The following is an 18639-nucleotide window of genomic DNA, read 5'->3' as shown; positions in this document are numbered from 1 at the left end:
CATTTTCCCAAAGCCTGGTCATGTATAGCCTAGAGTTGTCTTGTCATCCGTTAAGATGGCATCTTGGGTACTGCTATGTACGATGCCTGGTCGGCTTATGAAGGAACGCCGATTAGTACCACTCTTGGGGATACTCTGCAACGTCCTGATATTGAAAACACCCTGGAAAATAAGTCCCTAGCGATTAGCTATGCGGCTCATAGTGTCCTCTCGGATCTTTTTCCTTCTGAAGTTGCTTCCTTCGATGCCCTTCTGACTGATCTGCGATCGCTTGCTAGCAACTCTGCTTCTATCCCTACTGCTACCGAAGTTGGTAACACAGTAGCCAACAGCTTATTGCAGTTCCGACGTCAGGATGGTTCCAACCAGTTAGGGGATGACCCGAGGGGTACACTTGGTGTTCCTTACTCCGATACCACTGGCTATCAGCCCGTCAACGGTCCCGATAACATCGTCGATATCACTCGCTGGACACCAGAGCGGGTACCAATTGACAGCCCGGATGCCAGACTGCAACGGTTTCTTACTCCCCAGTGGGGCAACGTTACTCCCTTTGCCTTGAGCTCTGGGTCTGAATTTAGACCACCAGCACCAGAACCTTTTCTGCTTGTAGAGGGTACTCTGAATCGGGAGGAACGTACTGTCACTCTTGAAGATGGTACAGAGGTTAGTCTGGTTAACGAAGACGGGGAGGTTAATACTGACGTTGTTAACCCTGGATTTATCGAGCAAGCTGAACGGCTCATTGAGGTTAGCGCTAATCTCACCGATGAGCAAAAACTAGTAGCTGAGTTTTGGGAAGACCCCTCTGGCACTCCCTACCCTCCTGGAACTTGGATGGGTTTTGGTTCATTCATCTCGGAACGGGATGACCAAACCCTAGATGAAGATATCCAACTTTACTTTGGTCTGGGGAATGCGGTTTTGGATGCGGGTATTGCTACTTGGGAAGCAAAAGTTTTCTACGACTATACTCGTCCCGTCCGAGCCATTCGCGAACTCGGTGAGCTGGGCTTAATTGGTGAATTCGATGAGGATTTGGGAGGCTTTGCCATCGAATCCTATGGTGGACCAGGAGTAGGAACCGTAAGGCTATTAGCCAGTGATTTTATTACCTACCAAACTCCTGGTGCCGATCCATCCCCTCCCTTTGCGGAATTCACCTCAGGACATAGTGCTTTCAGTGCTTCTGCGGCTGAAATTTTCAAGCTATTTACCGGTAGTGATGAGTTCGGCAATTCAGTAACCTTTGCCCCTGGTGCCTCTCGTTTTGAACCTGGTTTGACTCCTACGGATGAAGTCACCCTATTTTGGGAGACATTTTCCGATGCTTCTGATGAAGCTGGTATTTCTCGCATCTACGGTGGCATTCACTTCGATGATGGAGATTTACTCGGCAGACAGTTAGGCCGAGACGTTGGTGGCAAGGTCTATGACCGGACCTTATTCTTCATCAATGGTGGTGTGAAAGTTCCCGAGCCTACTTCTGTATTGGGTATGTTAGTATTTGGTGCCTTTGGTGCTGCTTCCATGCTCAAAGGAAAACGGGGAAATTAATCTCACCATCAATCTCACTAACATTATCTAAAAATCTTCCCAAGGGAAGTTTAGGAAGCCTTGGTTTCCGATTAACCTAAAAAAAGAAAAGGGAAAAGGTTTCATAACAGTTCAGGTTTCGCCAAATACCTTTTCCCTAGCTGAAATCCCCCCAATTTTGGGGGGTATTTAGTTAGGATACAAAACAAATCTGGCTCTGGCAACTGAATTCTCTAATACAATCACCACGATACACAACGATGACATCAGACGAGGATTTAACGGAGGATTCAGGTGTAACTCTCGACAACTTACCCGATGATTGCGGACTGCCCAAGGGTAAATTATCGTAATCCATCAGAATTCTTGCCTAGTAACCAATAATACTGAATGATGATAAATAGTGTCATGGCAAGATCACGTTCATAAATGGGATTAGTCATTAGTACAGTCAATATGAAAGGTGGTGTGGGCAAGACCACCCTCACCGTCAACTTGGCCACTTGCTTAGCCAAAAATCATAATAAGCGGGTTTTGGTGGTCGATTTAGATAGCCAAATTAGTGGAACCTTGAGCTTAATGCAGCCCCAAGCATTTGCTAAAGCTAGAAAAGGAAGGCGGACATTAAGTCGATTAATCGACAAAGTCACTAAACCTAGCTATCGCAGTCGCTTAACAATTGAGGATATTATTCAAACTGATAATTGTGATATCAAAGGATTGGATTTATTGCCAGGAGATATTGAGCTTTATGATGAATATGTAGTTTCTGATCTACTCCATAAGCAATCTGTTCAGGAAGGGGAGGTGGAATTTAGTAAGGTTTGGAGCCGCTTTGAAAGTCTATTAATCAAAGGGATATTAGAGCCGATTATCCCTAACTATGACTTTATTATTTTAGATTGCGCTCCTGGCTACAATCTTTTGACTCGCAGTGGCATTGTGGCTAGTGATTTCTATCTGCTACCAGCTAGACCAGAACCTTTATCTATTGTAGGGATTCAACTCCTAGAAAGACGGATTGCCAGGCTCAAAGAAAGTCATCAGCAGGATAGTCCTCTTAACTTGCAGCTGTTGGGGATTATCTTTATTTTGTCAGGCGGAGGACTAATGGGTAGGTACTATAAGCAAGTGATGAGGCGAGTTGATAACGATTTCGATAGCAACCAAATTTTTAAAATTCGCATTCCCATGGATGTTAATGTTGCTAAAGCTGTGGATAGTTTTAGTCCTGTCGTTATCGCTCATCCTAATTCTGCTGGCTCTAAAGCGTTCTTCAAGTTGACAGAAGAATTTTTGCTTAAGCTTGAGGGCATTAAAACTACCGAACAAATCAGGGATGAATAAATCAGGGATTAGTGTTGAATCTCCAATCCCTGATCTGGCTAATAGTGCTAACCGTCCTTAGCAATCTTTAAATCACCAATAACTTACAAGTTAGTTCACAAGTCACCTCAGAAGTTACCAGCTAAGGCAGCATTACAGCGTTCGCAGATGGTAGGATGCTCAGCAATTGTACCTACTTTAGATCCGTAGTTCCAACAGCGATCGCATTTTAAGCCTTCTGCATTGACTACCCCTAGGGCTATAGTTTCCGACTCAGCGCTATAGGCGGCTGTTTGTATGGCTTCTAGGGAATCTACTAATTCTACTTGAGAGGCTAAGAGCAGATAGCGCAATTCATCCACTTGATTTCCACTCAGGCTATCGGAAGGATTCATAGCTTCCAGGCGCTGCTTTAATTGTTGATCTTTAACATAAAGCAAGACCTTAGCATCTAGAGATGAGCCAATCATCTTTTCGGCTCTGGCTTGTTCAAGTACTTTATTGACTTCTGTGCGGATGGTGCGCAAGGTTGACCAAGACAGCGCTAGTTCAGGGTTTTTCCATTGCTCGTCTAATTTGACCCAACCTGACTCAAATACGGATTCATGGGATGTCTGGTAAGGGAGGTATTGCCAGATATCTTCTGCCATGTGACAGAGTACAGGTGCGATCGCTTTAGCTAAATTTTCTAGTGCTATTTGTAGCACTGTCTGACAACTGCGCCGCCGTGGTGAGTTGGGAGCACTGATATAGAGTCGATCCTTAGCAATATCCAGATAGAAGTTAGACAGGTCTACTACACAGAAGTTCTGCACGCTCTGGAAGAAGCGGAAGAATTGATAACTCTCAAAGGCATCAGTTACATCTTCAAATACCTCTGTGATCCGGTGCAGCATGTAGCGGTCTAATTCCGGTAATTCCTGAACAGGCACCCTATGCTCAGCTGGGTCAAAGTCATGAAGGTTGCCTAGCAGGAAACGGGATGTATTGCGAATTTTGCGATAGACATCGGCTAGCTGCTTGAGAATACTCTGAGATATTGGAACATCTGAGGAATAGTCTACAGAAGATACCCACAATCGCAGCACATCAGCTCCGTAGGGGGGTTCTTTTTTCTGGTTTTTACCACCCTCGATGATGATAGCTGGTTCCAAGATATTCCCCAAAGACTTACTCATCTTGCGCCCTTGGTCATCTAGAACAAAGCCGTGGGTTAAAACAGTTTTGTAGGGGGCATAGCCATTGCTGGCTACACTGGTGAGTAAGCTGGACTGGAACCAACCCCGGTGTTGGTCTGAGCCTTCCAAGTAAATATCCACGGGATAGCGTAATTCTTCCCGTTGCTCGGCCACAGCTGCCCAAGAGGAACCGGAGTCAAACCAGACATCCATGGTATCGTTACCCTTGCGGTAGGTCTTACCATTATTGCGATAGGATTCTGGTAACAATTCCTCTACTGATAGTTCCCACCAGGCATCGGAACCTTTCTCAGCAATAATGCCTTGGACATAAGCAATGGTTTCTTCATTGAGCAAGGGTTCGTTAGTTTCTTCGTCATAGAATACCGGAATTGGTACACCCCAGCTCCGTTGGCGGGAAATGCACCAATCGGAACGATCCGCCACCATCGGGGTAATCCGGTTTTGTCCTTGGGCAGGGATCCATTTTACGGATGCGATCGCATTTATTGCTTCATCCCGGAATCCCTCTACTGAAGCAAACCATTGTTCTGTGGCTCTAAAGATAGTTGGTTTTTTAGTACGCCAATCGTAAGGATATTTATGAACATAGGGTACCTCTTTGAGCAATGATCTAGCTGTGTTCAGTGCCTCAATGATGGCTGGATTGCCATCCTTGAGCACATTCAACCCAGCAAACTGTCCCGCTTCTGCCGTAAACTTCCCATCTGCATCTACTGGCGAAAGGATAGGTAAGCCATAACGCTGACCCACACCATAGTCTTCTTGACCATGACCAGGAGCCGTGTGGACTAAACCTGTACCCGATTCAGTGGTGATGTAATCCCCACCAATCACAATGTTGCTTTCCCGCTCAAATAGGGGATGCTGGTAAGTACAATTTTCCAACGCCTCACCCTTAACAGTCGTTTTGACCGTAAGTGGAGTTTCCAGAGTAGCTGATAGTTTTTCTACCAAATCCGCTGCTACTAATAAGAATTGGGATTGGTTAGTCTCGCAACCACCTTCCACTACCGCATAGGTCAGTTCTGGATTAACCGCTACTGCCAAATTTCCAGGGATTGTCCACGGAGTCGTCGTCCAGATCGCAACACCCAGATTTTGCAAAAATGGGTCTAAGATCTCCTTTATCCCTGGCGCTGCCTTAGTCATTGGGAAAGCAGCATAGATACTTGGGGAGGTATGACCTTCCGGATATTCTAACTCCGCTTCCGCTAGGGCTGTTTTAGAACTGGGACTCCAGTGAACTGGCTTGAGACCTCTGTAGATGTAGCCCTTCAATACCATCTGACCAAATACCCCAATTTGAGCCGCTTCGTACTGTGGGTTTAAAGTCAGGTAAGGATTTTCCCAGTCTCCCCATACTCCATAGCGCTGGAAACCTTTGCTTTGCTGCTCTACTGTTTTCAGGGCAAATTTCTTGGCTTTCCGGCGCAGTTTTATCGGAGTCAGCTGTTGACGCTCCTCTAGCTTCATGGCTTGCAAGACTTTCAGCTCAATAGGCAAGCCATGACAGTCCCAACCAGGGACATAGCGAACTTTGCGACCTTGCAGCAGTTGGTATTTATTAATGATGTCCTTGAGGACTTTATTCATGGCGTGACCCATGTGCAGAGAGCCGTTGGCGTAGGGGGGGCCATCATGCAACACGAAAATCTCGCCAGGATTAGTTTGTGACAGGCGCTCATAAATAGTTTGCTCTGCCCAAAACTGTTGGAGTTCTGGTTCTCGCTTGATAGCGTTTGCCCGCATATTAAACTCGGTTTTGGGCAGATTGACCGTATCTTTATAGCTTTTGGATGCTGTCACAGTTTCAAGGCGAAATTCTAGTAGATCAGTTGATTAGATTGCTATAACCCAATTTAACGTGTTAACCGCTGAGTGTGTAATGCTGAGTCGTTACAGGCAACATTACACAATCAACGGTCAACAAAGGATATATATCTATATAATATATCTCTCTTCTTTTTATTGGCAGCAATCTTGCCAACCTTCAAGTTTCCCAAGGAAGAATGGTGGGATTTTTTAGAAATCGGTTGTTTCGGGGTTGAAGCTGGTGGTAGCTTTTATGTTGCGCTCGATTTTTATTCCACCTTGGGATTATTAGGTAGTGGGGCTTTTGCTTCTGGTGCGATCGCTTCTGGTTTCTGGTCTGGCTCCTGACTTGACTCTGGCTGTGGGGGGGGTGAGTCTTCCTTAGCCACTGCTACTGGTTGGGGGGTTTCTGTCTTAGGGGGAGTCGTTTCAGCGGAATCTGAGGTTTTAGTGTCATCTGTTTCTAAAACCGCTTCTTGGGTAGTGGATGGTACCGTAGTTGCTTGATCCGCTGCAGGGCTTGGTTGGGCAGTTTTAGGATTAGTTTCCTGGGTGGGCGACGCCATGGTGGTATCTGCCGGTACAGCAGGAGTTCGGCCTGAGTCTTGGCGTTTGCCCAAAAGATTGCCAAAAAAGCCAGTTATTTTAGCTAGTAGCCCTTTTAATGACTCAAGTGGCAGTATTTCTTGAATCTTGGTGATAAATTCAGCTTGACTTGGGATAGGGGTTTGTTGGTCGGTCGGTATCAAGGCTCGTCGCAAGGTCAAGGTTTGCCAACCCAACCAGCCTACCAACGATACACCCGCTATTTGACCGATTAAGACGCCGCCAGTAATGCGTCCAGCACAAATCCATAACACTAGAGCGTAGAATAATCCAACTCCACTCCAGATAAAGTCATATTTACGATGGACCTCTGGTAAAAAGAAGGCAGCTAGGTAAAAGACTAAGCTACCAAGAGCAATAACCAACGCCAAGAGGTATGCCAGCATTTTCGGAGTACTCCTTACGTGCTTCTTTACTCATCATGAAGCAAAATGTTGCCTCATATACAAATTATCTATAGCAGAAGTCAGAAGTCAGAAGTCAGAAGTCAGAAGTCAAACTCTTGCGCTTACTTAGGTTTGAGACTTTTGTCATGTCCGCGCCTGCCCTGGCGACTGCTATATCACTTAATCACTCACATAACCTTCACCACACTAACTCTATCCAGTATAGTGTGGGCTTTCAGTAGCCCTCATCCGCTACGCACCTACAAGGGATGTTATAGCACTACGCATGAAACTTAGTCATAGCTTACTTCTGACTTCTAACTTCTGACTTGCGGACTTGCGCGTAGCGCTATATTTGCTGGCAAGAGTAGGTTTAGTTGCCTAGTGGATTACTTGGATTACACTTCTCGATTCTGTGTCTTCCTTCGTTTGTATATAGGTAAATAGTTATCTGGGGTATTGAGAAAAATTCTGATAAAAATTTTGTTTCAGGTAGAGAGTTGATTGGTTCACTCTCACCAAAAATTCCAAACGATGGTAAAGCAATACCCTCGTTGACGCGCCTTTCATCCCCACTTCACAGCAGGATGGAGTATTAAGCGCTAGCTATCAAAAAGTAATCATCCTCAGGTGGGATCATTACTTTTTGATTACTAATTACTAACTTTTTCTAAATACTTAGTAATTGCTTAGACTTCCACAAACTAGGAAAATTTGCAGGAACAAACAGACATTGCACCCCATACAGTTGTCCACCAGTTACCATCCCAGGCACCAGCTTTGTTCTCACAGACGGCAGGACACTTACCTTTAGCATCATCATTATTCCAAATCGGACCAGCTTCAAGAGCTAAGGTTTGATCGCAGCCACAGACAGACATTTCACCTGGTACGGTAGTAACCCAGTTACCATTCCACTTAGTACCTGATTTCTCACAGACGGCAGGACACTTAGCTTCAGCATCACCCTGATTCCAGATTGGACCGGCTTCGAGGTCGTAAGCGAAAGCGTTAGCTGCAAGACTAAACGCTAAAGTCACACACATGACCAGGGCAATAACGATTTTCTTGAGATTCATAACCTTATCCTAAATTGGTTTCTATATTTTAGAACGTTTGGGAAGGTTATTTTGTGACAAATTTTTGGCTCTTCCGTACTTGTTATGCTAAATTAACAGTTTAGCGAAGGGAGCCTCGGAGCAGGGACTGAGGCCGTTGGCCACGCTACGCGAACGGAGCAGTGGAAAGAGGCAGTATTTATAAATTTTTGTTAATTAAATAGCCTCAGAATCCTTCTAGAGTAAGCTTTTGGTTTTTTTTAAATGTGAATTTAGCATACTAGGTACTGAAGAACCAAATTTTTTGAGTTCTGGAGATATTTTTTATTTATCAAAAATAGTTGTTTAATTTTTATTAAACTATTTATTAGATCATATCATGTCCGGATAATGACCCTTAATACCAATCTTTCTGATTACCCCATTTCCCCATCCCCCATCTCCTCATCTCCCGATCTGCATCTGTCGTTCTACGTTAAACAATTGCGATTAGTACCGAATACGGGGGTCAATCAAAGCATTAACAATATCAATGGCAATACTTGCGATTACCACAATAGTGGCGAAGAATACCATAATCCCTTGCACCGTGGGGTAATCCCGGCCAGAAATTGCTTCATACAACCGATTCCCTAACCCTGGCCAAGAGAACGTCACCTCTGTCAACACTGCTCCACCTAACAAAGCAGCTAAGGTCAACCCTAGCACTGTAATCACAGGAATCATGGCATTTTTCAGAGCATGGGCAAAAACAATGCGCCTTTCGTGAATACCTCTAGCTCTGGCCGCTTCTACATAATCAGCCTTGAGAGTTTGCTTCAAGTTTACCCGCACAATCCGTTCAAAGATGCCACTCAACAGCAGCCCTAAGGTAATACTGGGTAAGGCTAAATAATAGATAGCAGTGAAAAACTGAACCAAATTACCACTGAAGAGACTATCTATTGTATATAGACCAGTAAACCCTTCTGGTGTTGCTAAGCTAATGGGATAGCGAGTACCGATGGGAAACCAACCCAGCTGAACAGAGAAAATTAACTGCACCACCATCCCCATCCAAAACAGAGGGATGGAGTAAGTAATAATGCCAAATAATCTACCCCCTACATCCCAAACTGTTCCGCTGCGGGATGCCGCTAAAGTACCTACTCCTATACCAACTAAGAATGCTATGGCCATGCCGCATACTGATAGTTCAACAGTGGCGGGGAAATGTTGTTGAATAATCTCCCAGACTTTTTGACCTTGGCTGGTAATTGAGGTACCTAGGTCTAAACGTAGCAAGGATCCTAGGTAGCGAATATACTGCAACCACAACGGGTCAGCTAATCCTAATTGTTGTCGGTAGTCTTCCTTAACGCTATCTGGAGCACGATTCCCTAACACAGCATCTACCGGATCTCCTGGGGTAGCTCTGAGCAGAAGAAATACTAGGGTGGTAATGGTCCATAGCATCAGGGGCGCTAGGAGAAGACGGATTATTATGTAGTATTTTAGGGCTTTAGCACGGGACATAAGGAATCGGGAATCGGGAATCGGGAATCGGGAATCGGGAATCGGGAATCGGGAATCGGGAACTTTTGATCAAGTAGTTTTTGATTAACTTGGTATCTTGAAAGACATTGTTGCTTAATGAAAAGCTAATTTTATAAAAGTTTAAGTTGCTTTTTAAACTATTGATAATCCTTTATTTCAAAGCTTTTACATATAATTAATTTATTATGATAAAATATCGAAAATTATAGGGTATATAATTATTTTTTAAATCAATTCTAAATTCTAAATTCTAAATTCTAAATTCCTTTTTTGATCAAAATTGACCACTCTTGAAACAGAGCTAATTAACAATTATCCCAAGCAACGGTATAAATGTTCTTTCCATCGGGGTGCATCGATAGACCAGATTACATTCATGTTTGGTGTTTGGTTGAGTACTCCCAGCTCATCCACTACAGTTTGACCACGGGTGAGTTCGCTTACTGTTTCTACCTCCACGTAGTATTTACCTTGCCTGGTTATGATGGTTGGGTCGAGAGCCACTGCCATCGCTACAGGATCAGCAAGGGTTAAGCCAGGGGAATGTTGAATCTTAATACTAGCTTCTAAGGCGCTAGCATTGCAGTCTACAAAAAAATTTGCTAAGCCTGTGCCTAAGCTTTTGATTTGTGCGATCTCATCGGGGAGCAATGCTGCTTGAGCACGGCTTAATTCCCAACCGACCATTTCCATGGGCATGCCACTGTGAAAGACAATTTTAGCGGCATCTGGGTCTACCCAAATGTTATATTCCGCAGCTGGGGTGACGTTGCCCACCACATTAGCGGCTCCACCCATGATTACGCAACGCTTTACTAGGTAGGCTATTTCTGGGGCACGAAGTAATGCGATCGCAATATTAGTCAGTGGTGCTAGAGTAACTAAGGTGATTTGCCCGGGATTGCTCTTAATAGTATCAATGATGACATCCACACCATGAGCTAGCTGGGGTTTAGCCTGGGGATCAGGGTAGTGCATGTTACCCATACCATCTTCACCATGGAATCGGTAAGCATATTTGCATGGGCGGAGCATCGGTTTAGGGCAGCCAAGGTAGACAGGGGTAGATGCGCCGCACATCTGGAGGGTATACAGGGCGTTTTTTGCTCCCTGTTCCACAGGTACATTTCCACTAACTATAGTGATCGCTTCAACCTGGACATCCGGCCAACTATGTGCCATCAGGAGTGCAACCGCATCATCGGAAGCCGTATCCGTGTCAATCAGGAATTTCCGCATATCTGAATCTAGCATTTCTCAATGGTATTACTACCAGAACTCTTAATGTCTTCTTTAGGCAACAACCCAAAATATCGGGCTAACCTGGGAGTGAATCCACCCTAGACAACTACTACAGCAAAACTGGCGGAGATTTTTATGACACAACGGACCTTTGGGGTAATTGGTTTGGCTGTAATGGGGGAAAACCTCGCGCTTAATGTAGAAAGTCGTGGTTTCCCAATCGCAGTATACAATCGGACTGCTGCCAAAACCGAGAAATTTATGGCTGAGCGAGCTCAGGGCAAGGATGTGAAAGCCGCTTATTCCTTGGAAGAGTTTGTTCAAGCTCTAGAGCGACCCCGCAAAATCCTAGTGATGGTGAAAGCAGGGAAGCCAGTTGATGCAGTTATTGAGCAACTCAAACCTCTCCTAGAGCCAGGAGATATGATCATTGATGGTGGCAATTCTCTGTACCAAGATACCGAGCGGCGGACCAAGGATTTAGAAGCCACAGGATTGGGATTTGTTGGCATGGGCGTCAGTGGTGGTGAAGAAGGAGCGCTCAATGGTCCGAGTTTAATGCCTGGTGGTACTGAATCAGCATACCAGGATTTAGAACCAATTTTGGTCAAAATTGCCGCTCAGGTTGATGATGGTCCCTGTGTGACCTACATTGGTCCCGGTGGTGCTGGTCACTACGTTAAGATGGCACACAATGGCATTGAGTATGGCGACATGCAACTAATTGCTGAAGCCTACGATGTACTGAAAAATGCCTTGGGACTAGATCACAAGCAGCTACATGAGGTATTTGCTGAATGGAACACCACTGATGAGCTAAATTCCTTTTTGATTGAAATTACAGCGGATATCTTCAAATACATTGATCCAGAAACGAATCTGCCCTTAGTGGAGATGATTCTTGATGCTGCTGGACAAAAGGGAACTGGACGGTGGACTGTGGTCAGTTCCCTAGAACTAGGGGTGTCAATTCCTACCATCTACGCTGCAGTCAATGCTCGTGTCATGTCCTCTTTCAAGGATCAGCGGGTAGCAGCAGCTAAGGAAATCACTGGTCCTGTGGGTAAGTATGATGGCGATGTCAAAGCATTTATTACCAAAGTCCGGGATGCTCTCTATTGCTCTAAGATGTGTTCCTATGCTCAGGGAATGGCACTGTTGAGTCGGGCATCGGAAGAGTTTAACTACAATCTGAACTTGAGTGAAGTTGCCCGGATTTGGAAAGGAGGTTGTATCATTCGAGCTGGCTTCTTGGATAAGATTAAGAATGCCTTCAACCAAAATCCCCAACTCCCCAATCTCTTGTTAGCTCCTGAGTTTAAGCAAACAATTTTGGATCGTCAGGATGGTTGGCGAGAAGTGCTAGCGGTATCAAACAAATTAGGGATTCCAGTCCCTGCTTTTAGTGCATCCCTAGATTACTTCGACAGTTACCGACGCGATCGCTTACCCCAAAACCTGACCCAAGCCCAGCGCGACTACTTTGGTGCTCATACCTACGAGCGCCTGGATAAACCCAGGGGTGAGTTTTTCCACACCGATTGGATGGGATTGAGTTCACAAGGTTAGTATAGCGGTTTTAAGTTTTGTGAGGTACAGATTTCCTGGTTTTAGGGAACAGGGAACAGGGAACAGGGAACAGGGAAAAAAAACTGTGTACCTCATTAGGTTAAAAACCGCTAGAAAAACTTATTACTGATTGAGGGGCAAAGCATTTGGGCGACCATGATTTCTTTTGATTTGATCAGGTCATAGACCCGATGCTTTGCCCTTGCAACTAGAGGAAAGATAACAGGGAGCAGGGAACAGCGGATCATCGGAACAGGGAACAAAAATTATCACAATTCCTACAGAAATTTCTCTAATCAAAAAATAGTTCAATAGAGCAGTATTTATAGGGCGACTGTCTAATCACCGTTAAAAAACCCAATTTTGCGCTTAGATACCAAAATAGTAATTTTGTCAAGACTTATGGGAATTATAGCCATAAGTCCTCTAATTAGTTGTTGAGTTAGTTGTTAAGCTACTAGAGGGCGATTGGCCTACGGCCACGCTTCGCGAACGCAATTTGTTTTGTTCGAGGTATCCAGCATTAATGGGTAGTATAGTTGGCATTTTCACAGCTACAGATAAGCATCTTACTCGGAACTTGCTTCTGCGCATGGGTAATGCAATTACCTATAGTGGTTCTGATGACAGTTATTTAGACATTACACCAGAGGATGGAGTGGCTCTAGCCCATGTTCCCCTGATCAGGAGAGACTTAAGCGCTGATAGCTATCAGCCAATGTGGAACTCTAACCATACAAGTGTCGTTGTCTTCAGTGGTAATATTTTCAACTGCCTGGAAATCAGAGAGGAGTTGGAAACATTGGGGTTTCATGTCCAATCTAATAGTGACACTGAAGTATTACTGAAGGGATACGAAGCTTGGGGAACAGAGGTTGTTCATAAGCTCAATGGCACATTTGCTTTTGCCATTTGGGACCGCTCTGTTGGAAGGCTGTGGTTAGCGAGAGACAGATTTGGGGAGCAACCACTATATTACTTCTTCGATGAGCTACACTCTACTTTCATTTTTGCTTCAGAACTCAAGGCAATCCTAGAACACCCTGTGGTTTCCAAAGCTGTGGACCCTCAAGGGTTGCAATCCTACCTGGTTTTTGGATACGTTCCTTCTCCCTTGAGCCTAGTTAAGGGGGTAAAAAAGCTACAACCTGCTCATAGTTTAATCATTGAAGCCGGAAAAACACCGCAGCTACATCACTACTGGCAACTCCAGCAAGTCGCAACATTGCAGAGTACGCCAGAAGCAGAAATCAGAGACAATCTTCGCTCGCGGTTTGAGTTGGCGGTAAAGCGTCGCTTAGATCGCAACAGTGATTTTTCTCCCGCAGCACTTCTGAGTGGTGGTTTAGACTCTACCCTGGTTGTGGGGATGATGAGCAAACTCTCAAAAGAACCAGTTCACACCTTTTCTACAGCCTTTGAAATTGGTTCCCTTGATGCTGAAATCTGGAACACAAATCCGAATCAGTGTAACTCTGATGCTGATGTTGCTAAAGCAGTGAGTGCCCATTTTGGTACCAAACATAGTCAGCTGATTATCTCTGGCAGACAAGATTTAATCGGTACACTGCGACGTTGTGTAAGAAGTTTTGGTGAGCCTCATAGTAATCAAATTAACGTCACCATGCTCTTGCTGGCTGAATGGCTTAAGGAGCAAGGAATTGCAGTAGTAATGACTGGGGATGGCAGTGATGCCATCTTTGGAGGTGAGCCGCGCCATCAATTAGATATGCAGATTAGCCTCTTGCAAAAATTACCTAGCTGGTTGCGCAACTTAGCCTATGCCAACAGAAACAAATGGCCAGTAAAAGATAACTTTAATCCTACAGCTTTTAGAAGAGTGGACTTAGCACCCTTAACTGTAGAAAGATTAAGTACTTGGTTTACCTACGGCAAGGGAGAATTTAATCAGCTCTTACAGGGAGAATACGCTACAGATACGGGAGTTATAGACTCGATATATCAGGAACTATTAAAAAGTTTGCTCTCCAAAAATCACATTAATAGCAACCAAGATGCCCTGCTCTACATGGATTTGAAGTTGGATATTAAAGAATCAAATCGCATGAGGGCATATAAAACAAGTACGCCAGCAGGTTTGGAATCCCTGACTCCTTTTTTAGATTACCAATTTGTTGAATATGCTATGTCTATTCCCTTTGCCAGGAAAGTGGGCTGGCAAAAAGATAAGCAACTGCTGAGAGCGACTTTCTCAGATTTATTGCCAAAAGTAGTACAAAAGCGGAAAAAGTATGGTTGGCGATCGCCTTTTGGTTCTTGGCTCAAAGATTATCTCTGGGAAGATGTTGGCGCGTTAATTAAAACATTGCCAGAAACAGGTATTTTTAAACCGGAAGTTTGTAACTTGATAAAAGACTACCAACCTGGTAATAGCCGCCAAATTTGGTCACTGCTAACTTTTGCTATCTGGCACCAAGAAGTTATGGAATGACCCATCTTAGCTTGATTCGCAAGAATCAAGCTAACTAGAAGCACTGGTATAAAAACGCAGGGCAAACTGCCAAAAGATCCCAGAAGCAAACAGCAATCCTAGGGCTAGAATACCGGAACCTACTACCCAAAAGGTATCACTGCGATTCAACATCACTTCTGCTGGGACTGTAGTCAGGAACGCCACTGGCACTACAAAGGTAAAGAAGAACCGATAGCTAGCCGGATAAGCTACAATGGGATATCGACCAGCTTCTAGCATACTGCGCAGAACAGCGGTGACATTGTAGATTTTGACAAACCAAATGCTCGTTGCTCCTAGCATAAACCAGATGCTGTAGAGGCTAGTCAACCCAAAACACAATGGCACTACACTTAACAGATAGTTGCTGATATCTAAGTCTAGGCGTGTACCAGCGTAGCCTATTACTATAATTGAGAAGATTAAGTCTGGTAACCCCCAAGGGCTGACACTTCGCCAAGACAGCCAGAACTGAGAATTAATGGGCTTGAGTAGGATAAAATCGAGGGTTCCTTGCTCGACGTGATCCACAATCCGGTTGAGATTGGGAATCAGGAATGTGCCAGAAAATCCCTGCAGTAATGTGAATATGCCTAGTATGACCAGCGCTTCTTCCCAATTCCAGCCAGAAAAGGTGTAGCCAGTGCGGTAAAACAAGAATAGACCAAATAGGCTACCAGCCAGGTTTCCTAGGCTGCTCAAGGTAGCGATCGCAAAATTTAGCCGATATTCCAGTTCAGCAGTGAGGGCCGTACTCCAGAACAACTGGAGTACACTCATATATCGTTTCATTTGGTTGGGCTGTCGATCAAACTTGGGCTACACCCAATAGTATCCCATGGGGCTAATGTACCAACTATGCCGTATAATTGGATTTTATTATAAGGTTCTGATAAGATATAAGTTTTAACAGTTAGGTTCAACAGGATAATAATGAATAAAATCTTGGTAATTGAGGACGAGATTTTTATTCGAGAAAATCTGATCGAACTCCTTGAAATTGAAGGGTTTGAAGCTTTGGGTGCTGAAAATGGTGTTGAAGGTGTACAGTTGGTTCAAAAAGAACCGCCAGATTTGATTCTGTGCGATGTAATGATGCCTGAACTAGATGGATATGGGGTATTGGAGGCACTACGGCAAGATCCAGCCACAGCCAAAATTCCTTTTATGTTTCTTACAGCTAGTGCAGATCGCAGCAATATTCAGAAGATCAGAGAACTAGGCATTCATGACTATATTCTGAAGCCATTTAATGTGGATAAATTCCTGGATGTGATCTCAAATCGGCTAGCGGAAAACAAGCAAACCTAGTGGTAATCATGGCAAGTAACAACAAACAGTTGACCACAGACCATTGACTAGCACGTTCTAATCAATAATTCTGTAGAAAGTTTCCGGAAAGTCTTGGAAGTATCTGGTATAATTGCCCTAACAGCCATTCAAGCTATTGATTGGGAGTCTGTGATCAAGACTCCAGAAACAATAATTTAGCTTTGATGCATTGAAGTATCAAACAACGGTTAAGTTGTTCTGTAGTAAATGCCTTGGTTGTTAAGTAAAAGCGCTTTTAGGATTTTCCGTCAAAGCAAAGAGAGATACCTCCTCATCAATTAACAATTGGCGTGCCATACACGGCTGACCGCTATGGGGCGGAAATACTGGGTTAAATGTATCTGATGAGTTCTAAGCCATTAATCCAAGATTCAGAACCCTTGGAAAGTCGATTAAAAGAAATTCCCCTAGAACCAGGGATTTATTTAATGCGTGACCATAGCGCTAGTATTATTTACATCGGCAAAGCCCGAAAATTGCGTACGCGAGTCCGTTCCTATTTCCGTGACTCCCAACCCTTGAGTCCTCGCATTGCAATGATGGTGGCACAGGTTACAGATATTGAATTCATCGTAACCGATACGGAAGCGGAAGCCCTAGCGCTGGAAGCGAATCTGATTAAGCAGCACCAACCTTACTACAACGTACTGCTCAAGGATGATAAGAAGTATCCCTATGTTGTCATTACTTGGTCAGAGGATTATCCCCGTATCTTCATTACCCGTAAGCGGCGCATGGGGAATAAACAGGATAAATACTATGGTCCCTACGTCGATGTCAAGTTATTGCGCAATACTTTAGCTCTGGTCAAACAGCTTTTCCCCATCCGGCAACGCCCTAAACCTCTGTTTAAAGACCGTCCTTGCCTTAACTATGATTTAGGTCGTTGTCCTGGTGTGTGTCAAAAACTAATCACACCGGAAGAGTACCGTCAAACCATCCAGAAAATCGCGATGGTTTTTCAAGGGCGTACTGGGGAACTAATTGAGATGCTGACGGCCAATATGGAACAAGCAGCAGAATCCCTTAACTTTGAGCTAGCAGCGCGGATTAGGGATCAGATTACTGGACTTAAGTCCCTGAGTACAGACCAAAAAGTAGCCTTACCTGACGATACTGTATCACGAGATGCGATCGCACTAGCGGCTGATCCCAAACATGCTTGCATCCAACTATTTCAGATCCGTGCTGGTCACTTAGTCGGGCGCTTGGGATTTTTTGCCGATGTAGCCCCTCAAGGGAATGGGCCAATAGAACTCGGAGCCATTTTACAACGGGTTTTAGAAGAGCATTACCAAACTGCTGATGCTGTAGAAATCCCTACAGAAATTTTGGTGCAACACCCGTTACCCGATGGGGAGATGTTGGCTGACTATTTGAGCGTGCGCAAAGGTCGAAATGTGACTATACTCACCCCCCAACGGCAAACCAAAGCTGAACTGATTGAAATGGTCAAGCGCAATGCTAACTATGAACTGGAACGCACCCAGCGATTGGTTGACCGCAACACCAAAGCCATGGAGGATTTAGCTAACATTCTTGACTTACCGGATTTACCACGGCGCATAGAAGGGTATGACATTTCCCACATCCAGGGCAGCAATGCAGTGGCTTCTCAGGTAGTATTTCTAGATGGCACACCAGCCAAGCAGCACTACCGTCACTACAAGATCAAAAATCATAATATCACTGTCGGTCATTCCGATGATTTTGCTAGCCTTGCTGAGGTGATTCGCCGTCGCTTCAAAAAAAGTCAACTCGAACCAGAACTAGCAGATAATCAAAACTCAACAAGCAACACTAAACACTCAACACTAAACAACCCAAACTCAACAACCCAAACTCAACAACCCAAACTCAACAATCAACAATCAACACTCAGAAAAGATTGGCCTGATTTGGTAATGATTGATGGCGGAAAAGGACAGCTGTCAGCAGTTGTAGCAGTATTGCAAGAGCTAAATTTACAAGAAGAAGTGCCTGTGGTAAGCTTAGCAAAACAGTACGAAGAACTATTTTTACCAGGAGAGCCATTGCCCCTAGCCACTGATCCCGAGCAACCAGGGGTGCAACTTTTGCGCAGGGTTAGAGATGAGGCTCATCGCTTTGCGGTGAATTTTCATCGGAAACAAAGAAGTAGTCAGTTACATCGTTCCCGTTTAGATGAGATTCCTGGATTAGGATTTCAGCGGCAAAAACAGCTATTGGCTCACTTTAACTCCATTGATTATATTCGCAACGCATCGGTTAAACAGCTTGCTGAAGTACCAGGCATTGGTTTGCATTTATCTAAGGAAATTTATCACTACTTCCACCCATGACTAGACCTTTTTAAAAAGTATATATTCTAAATACTACTAGACTTTGAAAAGTCAGCAAACAGAGGAAAATGTCACACAAAAACTGAGGCAACAAAAGGTGCGCGCCTTCGGGTCGCACCTAAGCGCGAATTAAATTCTTAATCGGTCAAGGGCACAAAGAGCGGAAAGCGCACCTAAGAGTAAGCATTCAGCAGTCAGCGGTCAGCCGTGAGCTAATCGCTGATAGCTGATAGCTGATAG

Annotated in this window: 12 protein-coding genes; 6 read left to right on the top strand and 6 right to left on the bottom strand. The window is 44.4% G+C overall.

The annotated features are described in order from the left end of the window. The first annotated feature begins 63 nt into the window (after window positions 1-63). Window positions 64-1557, top strand: coding sequence for a vanadium-dependent haloperoxidase (locus BJP37_RS19650; protein ID WP_198954116.1), 1494 nt, complete (start codon window positions 64-66; stop codon window positions 1555-1557). A 408-nt stretch (window positions 1558-1965) separates the two neighbouring features. After that, window positions 1966-2883 carry a ParA family protein gene (locus tag BJP37_RS19645; protein WP_075901282.1) on the top strand — a complete coding sequence of 306 codons (918 nt, stop codon included), beginning with the start codon at window positions 1966-1968 and terminating at the stop codon, window positions 2881-2883. Window positions 2884-2990: 107 nt separating this feature from the next. Here BJP37_RS19645 and ileS read toward each other — a convergent pair whose 3' ends face one another. The 5 genes from ileS to BJP37_RS19620 form a co-directional block, all read right to left on the bottom strand. Then, window positions 2991-5870, bottom strand: coding sequence for an isoleucine--tRNA ligase (gene ileS, locus BJP37_RS19640; protein WP_075901280.1), 2880 nt, complete (start codon window positions 5868-5870; stop codon window positions 2991-2993). Between the two features lie 275 nt (window positions 5871-6145). Beyond that, a complete protein-coding gene (locus BJP37_RS19635) occupies window positions 6146-6868 on the bottom strand; it encodes a Ycf66 family protein (protein ID WP_075901278.1) in 723 nt (240 codons plus the stop codon). Window positions 6869-7572: 704 nt separating this feature from the next. After that, the gene (locus BJP37_RS19630) at window positions 7573-7947 is read right to left on the bottom strand and encodes a mannan-binding lectin (RefSeq protein ID WP_143727696.1); all 375 of its coding nucleotides are present in this window, start codon (window positions 7945-7947) and stop codon (window positions 7573-7575) included. Between the two features lie 468 nt (window positions 7948-8415). Beyond that, a complete protein-coding gene (locus BJP37_RS19625; RefSeq protein ID WP_075901276.1) occupies window positions 8416-9441 on the bottom strand; it encodes an ABC transporter permease in 1026 nt (341 codons plus the stop codon). A gap of 333 nt (window positions 9442-9774) precedes the next feature. After that, a complete protein-coding gene (locus BJP37_RS19620) occupies window positions 9775-10701 on the bottom strand; it encodes a nucleoside hydrolase (protein ID WP_075906280.1) in 927 nt (308 codons plus the stop codon). Between the two features lie 138 nt (window positions 10702-10839). Here BJP37_RS19620 and gnd point away from each other — a divergent pair, with 138 nt between their 5' ends. Then, on the top strand, window positions 10840-12273 hold the full coding sequence (gene gnd / locus BJP37_RS19615; protein WP_075901274.1) for a decarboxylating NADP(+)-dependent phosphogluconate dehydrogenase: 1434 nt from the start codon (window positions 10840-10842) through the stop codon (window positions 12271-12273). A gap of 526 nt (window positions 12274-12799) precedes the next feature. Next, window positions 12800-14725 carry an asparagine synthase (glutamine-hydrolyzing) gene (gene asnB, locus BJP37_RS19610; RefSeq protein ID WP_075901272.1) on the top strand — a complete coding sequence of 642 codons (1926 nt, stop codon included), beginning with the start codon at window positions 12800-12802 and terminating at the stop codon, window positions 14723-14725. Between the two features lie 30 nt (window positions 14726-14755). Here the strand turns inward: asnB and BJP37_RS19605 are convergent, their stop codons facing one another. After that, complete coding sequence (locus tag BJP37_RS19605) at window positions 14756-15538, bottom strand: ABC transporter permease (protein ID WP_075901270.1); 783 nt, start codon at window positions 15536-15538, stop codon at window positions 14756-14758. Window positions 15539-15679: 141 nt separating this feature from the next. Here BJP37_RS19605 and BJP37_RS19600 point away from each other — a divergent pair, with 141 nt between their 5' ends. Together BJP37_RS19600 and uvrC are read left to right on the top strand one after the other, a co-directional pair. Beyond that, entirely contained in the window at window positions 15680-16057 is a 378-nt protein-coding gene (locus BJP37_RS19600; protein WP_075901268.1) for a response regulator, read from the top strand. A gap of 356 nt (window positions 16058-16413) precedes the next feature. Further along, complete coding sequence (gene uvrC / locus BJP37_RS19595; RefSeq protein ID WP_438941510.1) at window positions 16414-18399, top strand: excinuclease ABC subunit UvrC; 1986 nt, start codon at window positions 16414-16416, stop codon at window positions 18397-18399. Window positions 18400-18639: the final 240 nt, after the last annotated feature.

This window comes from Moorena bouillonii PNG (assembly GCF_001942495.1).
Lineage (GTDB): Bacteria > Cyanobacteriota > Cyanobacteriia > Cyanobacteriales > Coleofasciculaceae > Moorena > Moorena bouillonii.
The sequence above is the reverse complement of the archived record's forward strand: the minus strand, read 5'-3'. Positions and strand labels throughout refer to the sequence as shown.

What these genes read in the sequence shown, in the direction of transcription:
- asnB (WP_075901272.1), top strand. Translation starts at nt 12,800, where the DNA reads ATGGGTAGTATAGTTGGCATTTTCACAGCTACAGATAAGCATCTTACT.
- uvrC (WP_438941510.1), top strand. Translation starts at nt 16,414, where the DNA reads ATGTATCTGATGAGTTCTAAGCCATTAATCCAAGATTCAGAACCCTTG.
- BJP37_RS19645 (WP_075901282.1), top strand. Translation starts at nt 1,966, where the DNA reads ATGGGATTAGTCATTAGTACAGTCAATATGAAAGGTGGTGTGGGCAAG.
- BJP37_RS19630 (WP_143727696.1), bottom strand. Translation starts at nt 7,947, where the DNA reads ATGAATCTCAAGAAAATCGTTATTGCCCTGGTCATGTGTGTGACTTTA.
- BJP37_RS19620 (WP_075906280.1), bottom strand. Translation starts at nt 10,701, where the DNA reads ATGCGGAAATTCCTGATTGACACGGATACGGCTTCCGATGATGCGGTT.
- gnd (WP_075901274.1), top strand. Translation starts at nt 10,840, where the DNA reads ATGACACAACGGACCTTTGGGGTAATTGGTTTGGCTGTAATGGGGGAA.
- BJP37_RS19605 (WP_075901270.1), bottom strand. Translation starts at nt 15,538, where the DNA reads ATGAAACGATATATGAGTGTACTCCAGTTGTTCTGGAGTACGGCCCTC.
- BJP37_RS19635 (WP_075901278.1), bottom strand. Translation starts at nt 6,868, where the DNA reads ATGCTGGCATACCTCTTGGCGTTGGTTATTGCTCTTGGTAGCTTAGTC.
- BJP37_RS19625 (WP_075901276.1), bottom strand. Translation starts at nt 9,441, where the DNA reads ATGTCCCGTGCTAAAGCCCTAAAATACTACATAATAATCCGTCTTCTC.
- BJP37_RS19600 (WP_075901268.1), top strand. Translation starts at nt 15,680, where the DNA reads ATGAATAAAATCTTGGTAATTGAGGACGAGATTTTTATTCGAGAAAAT.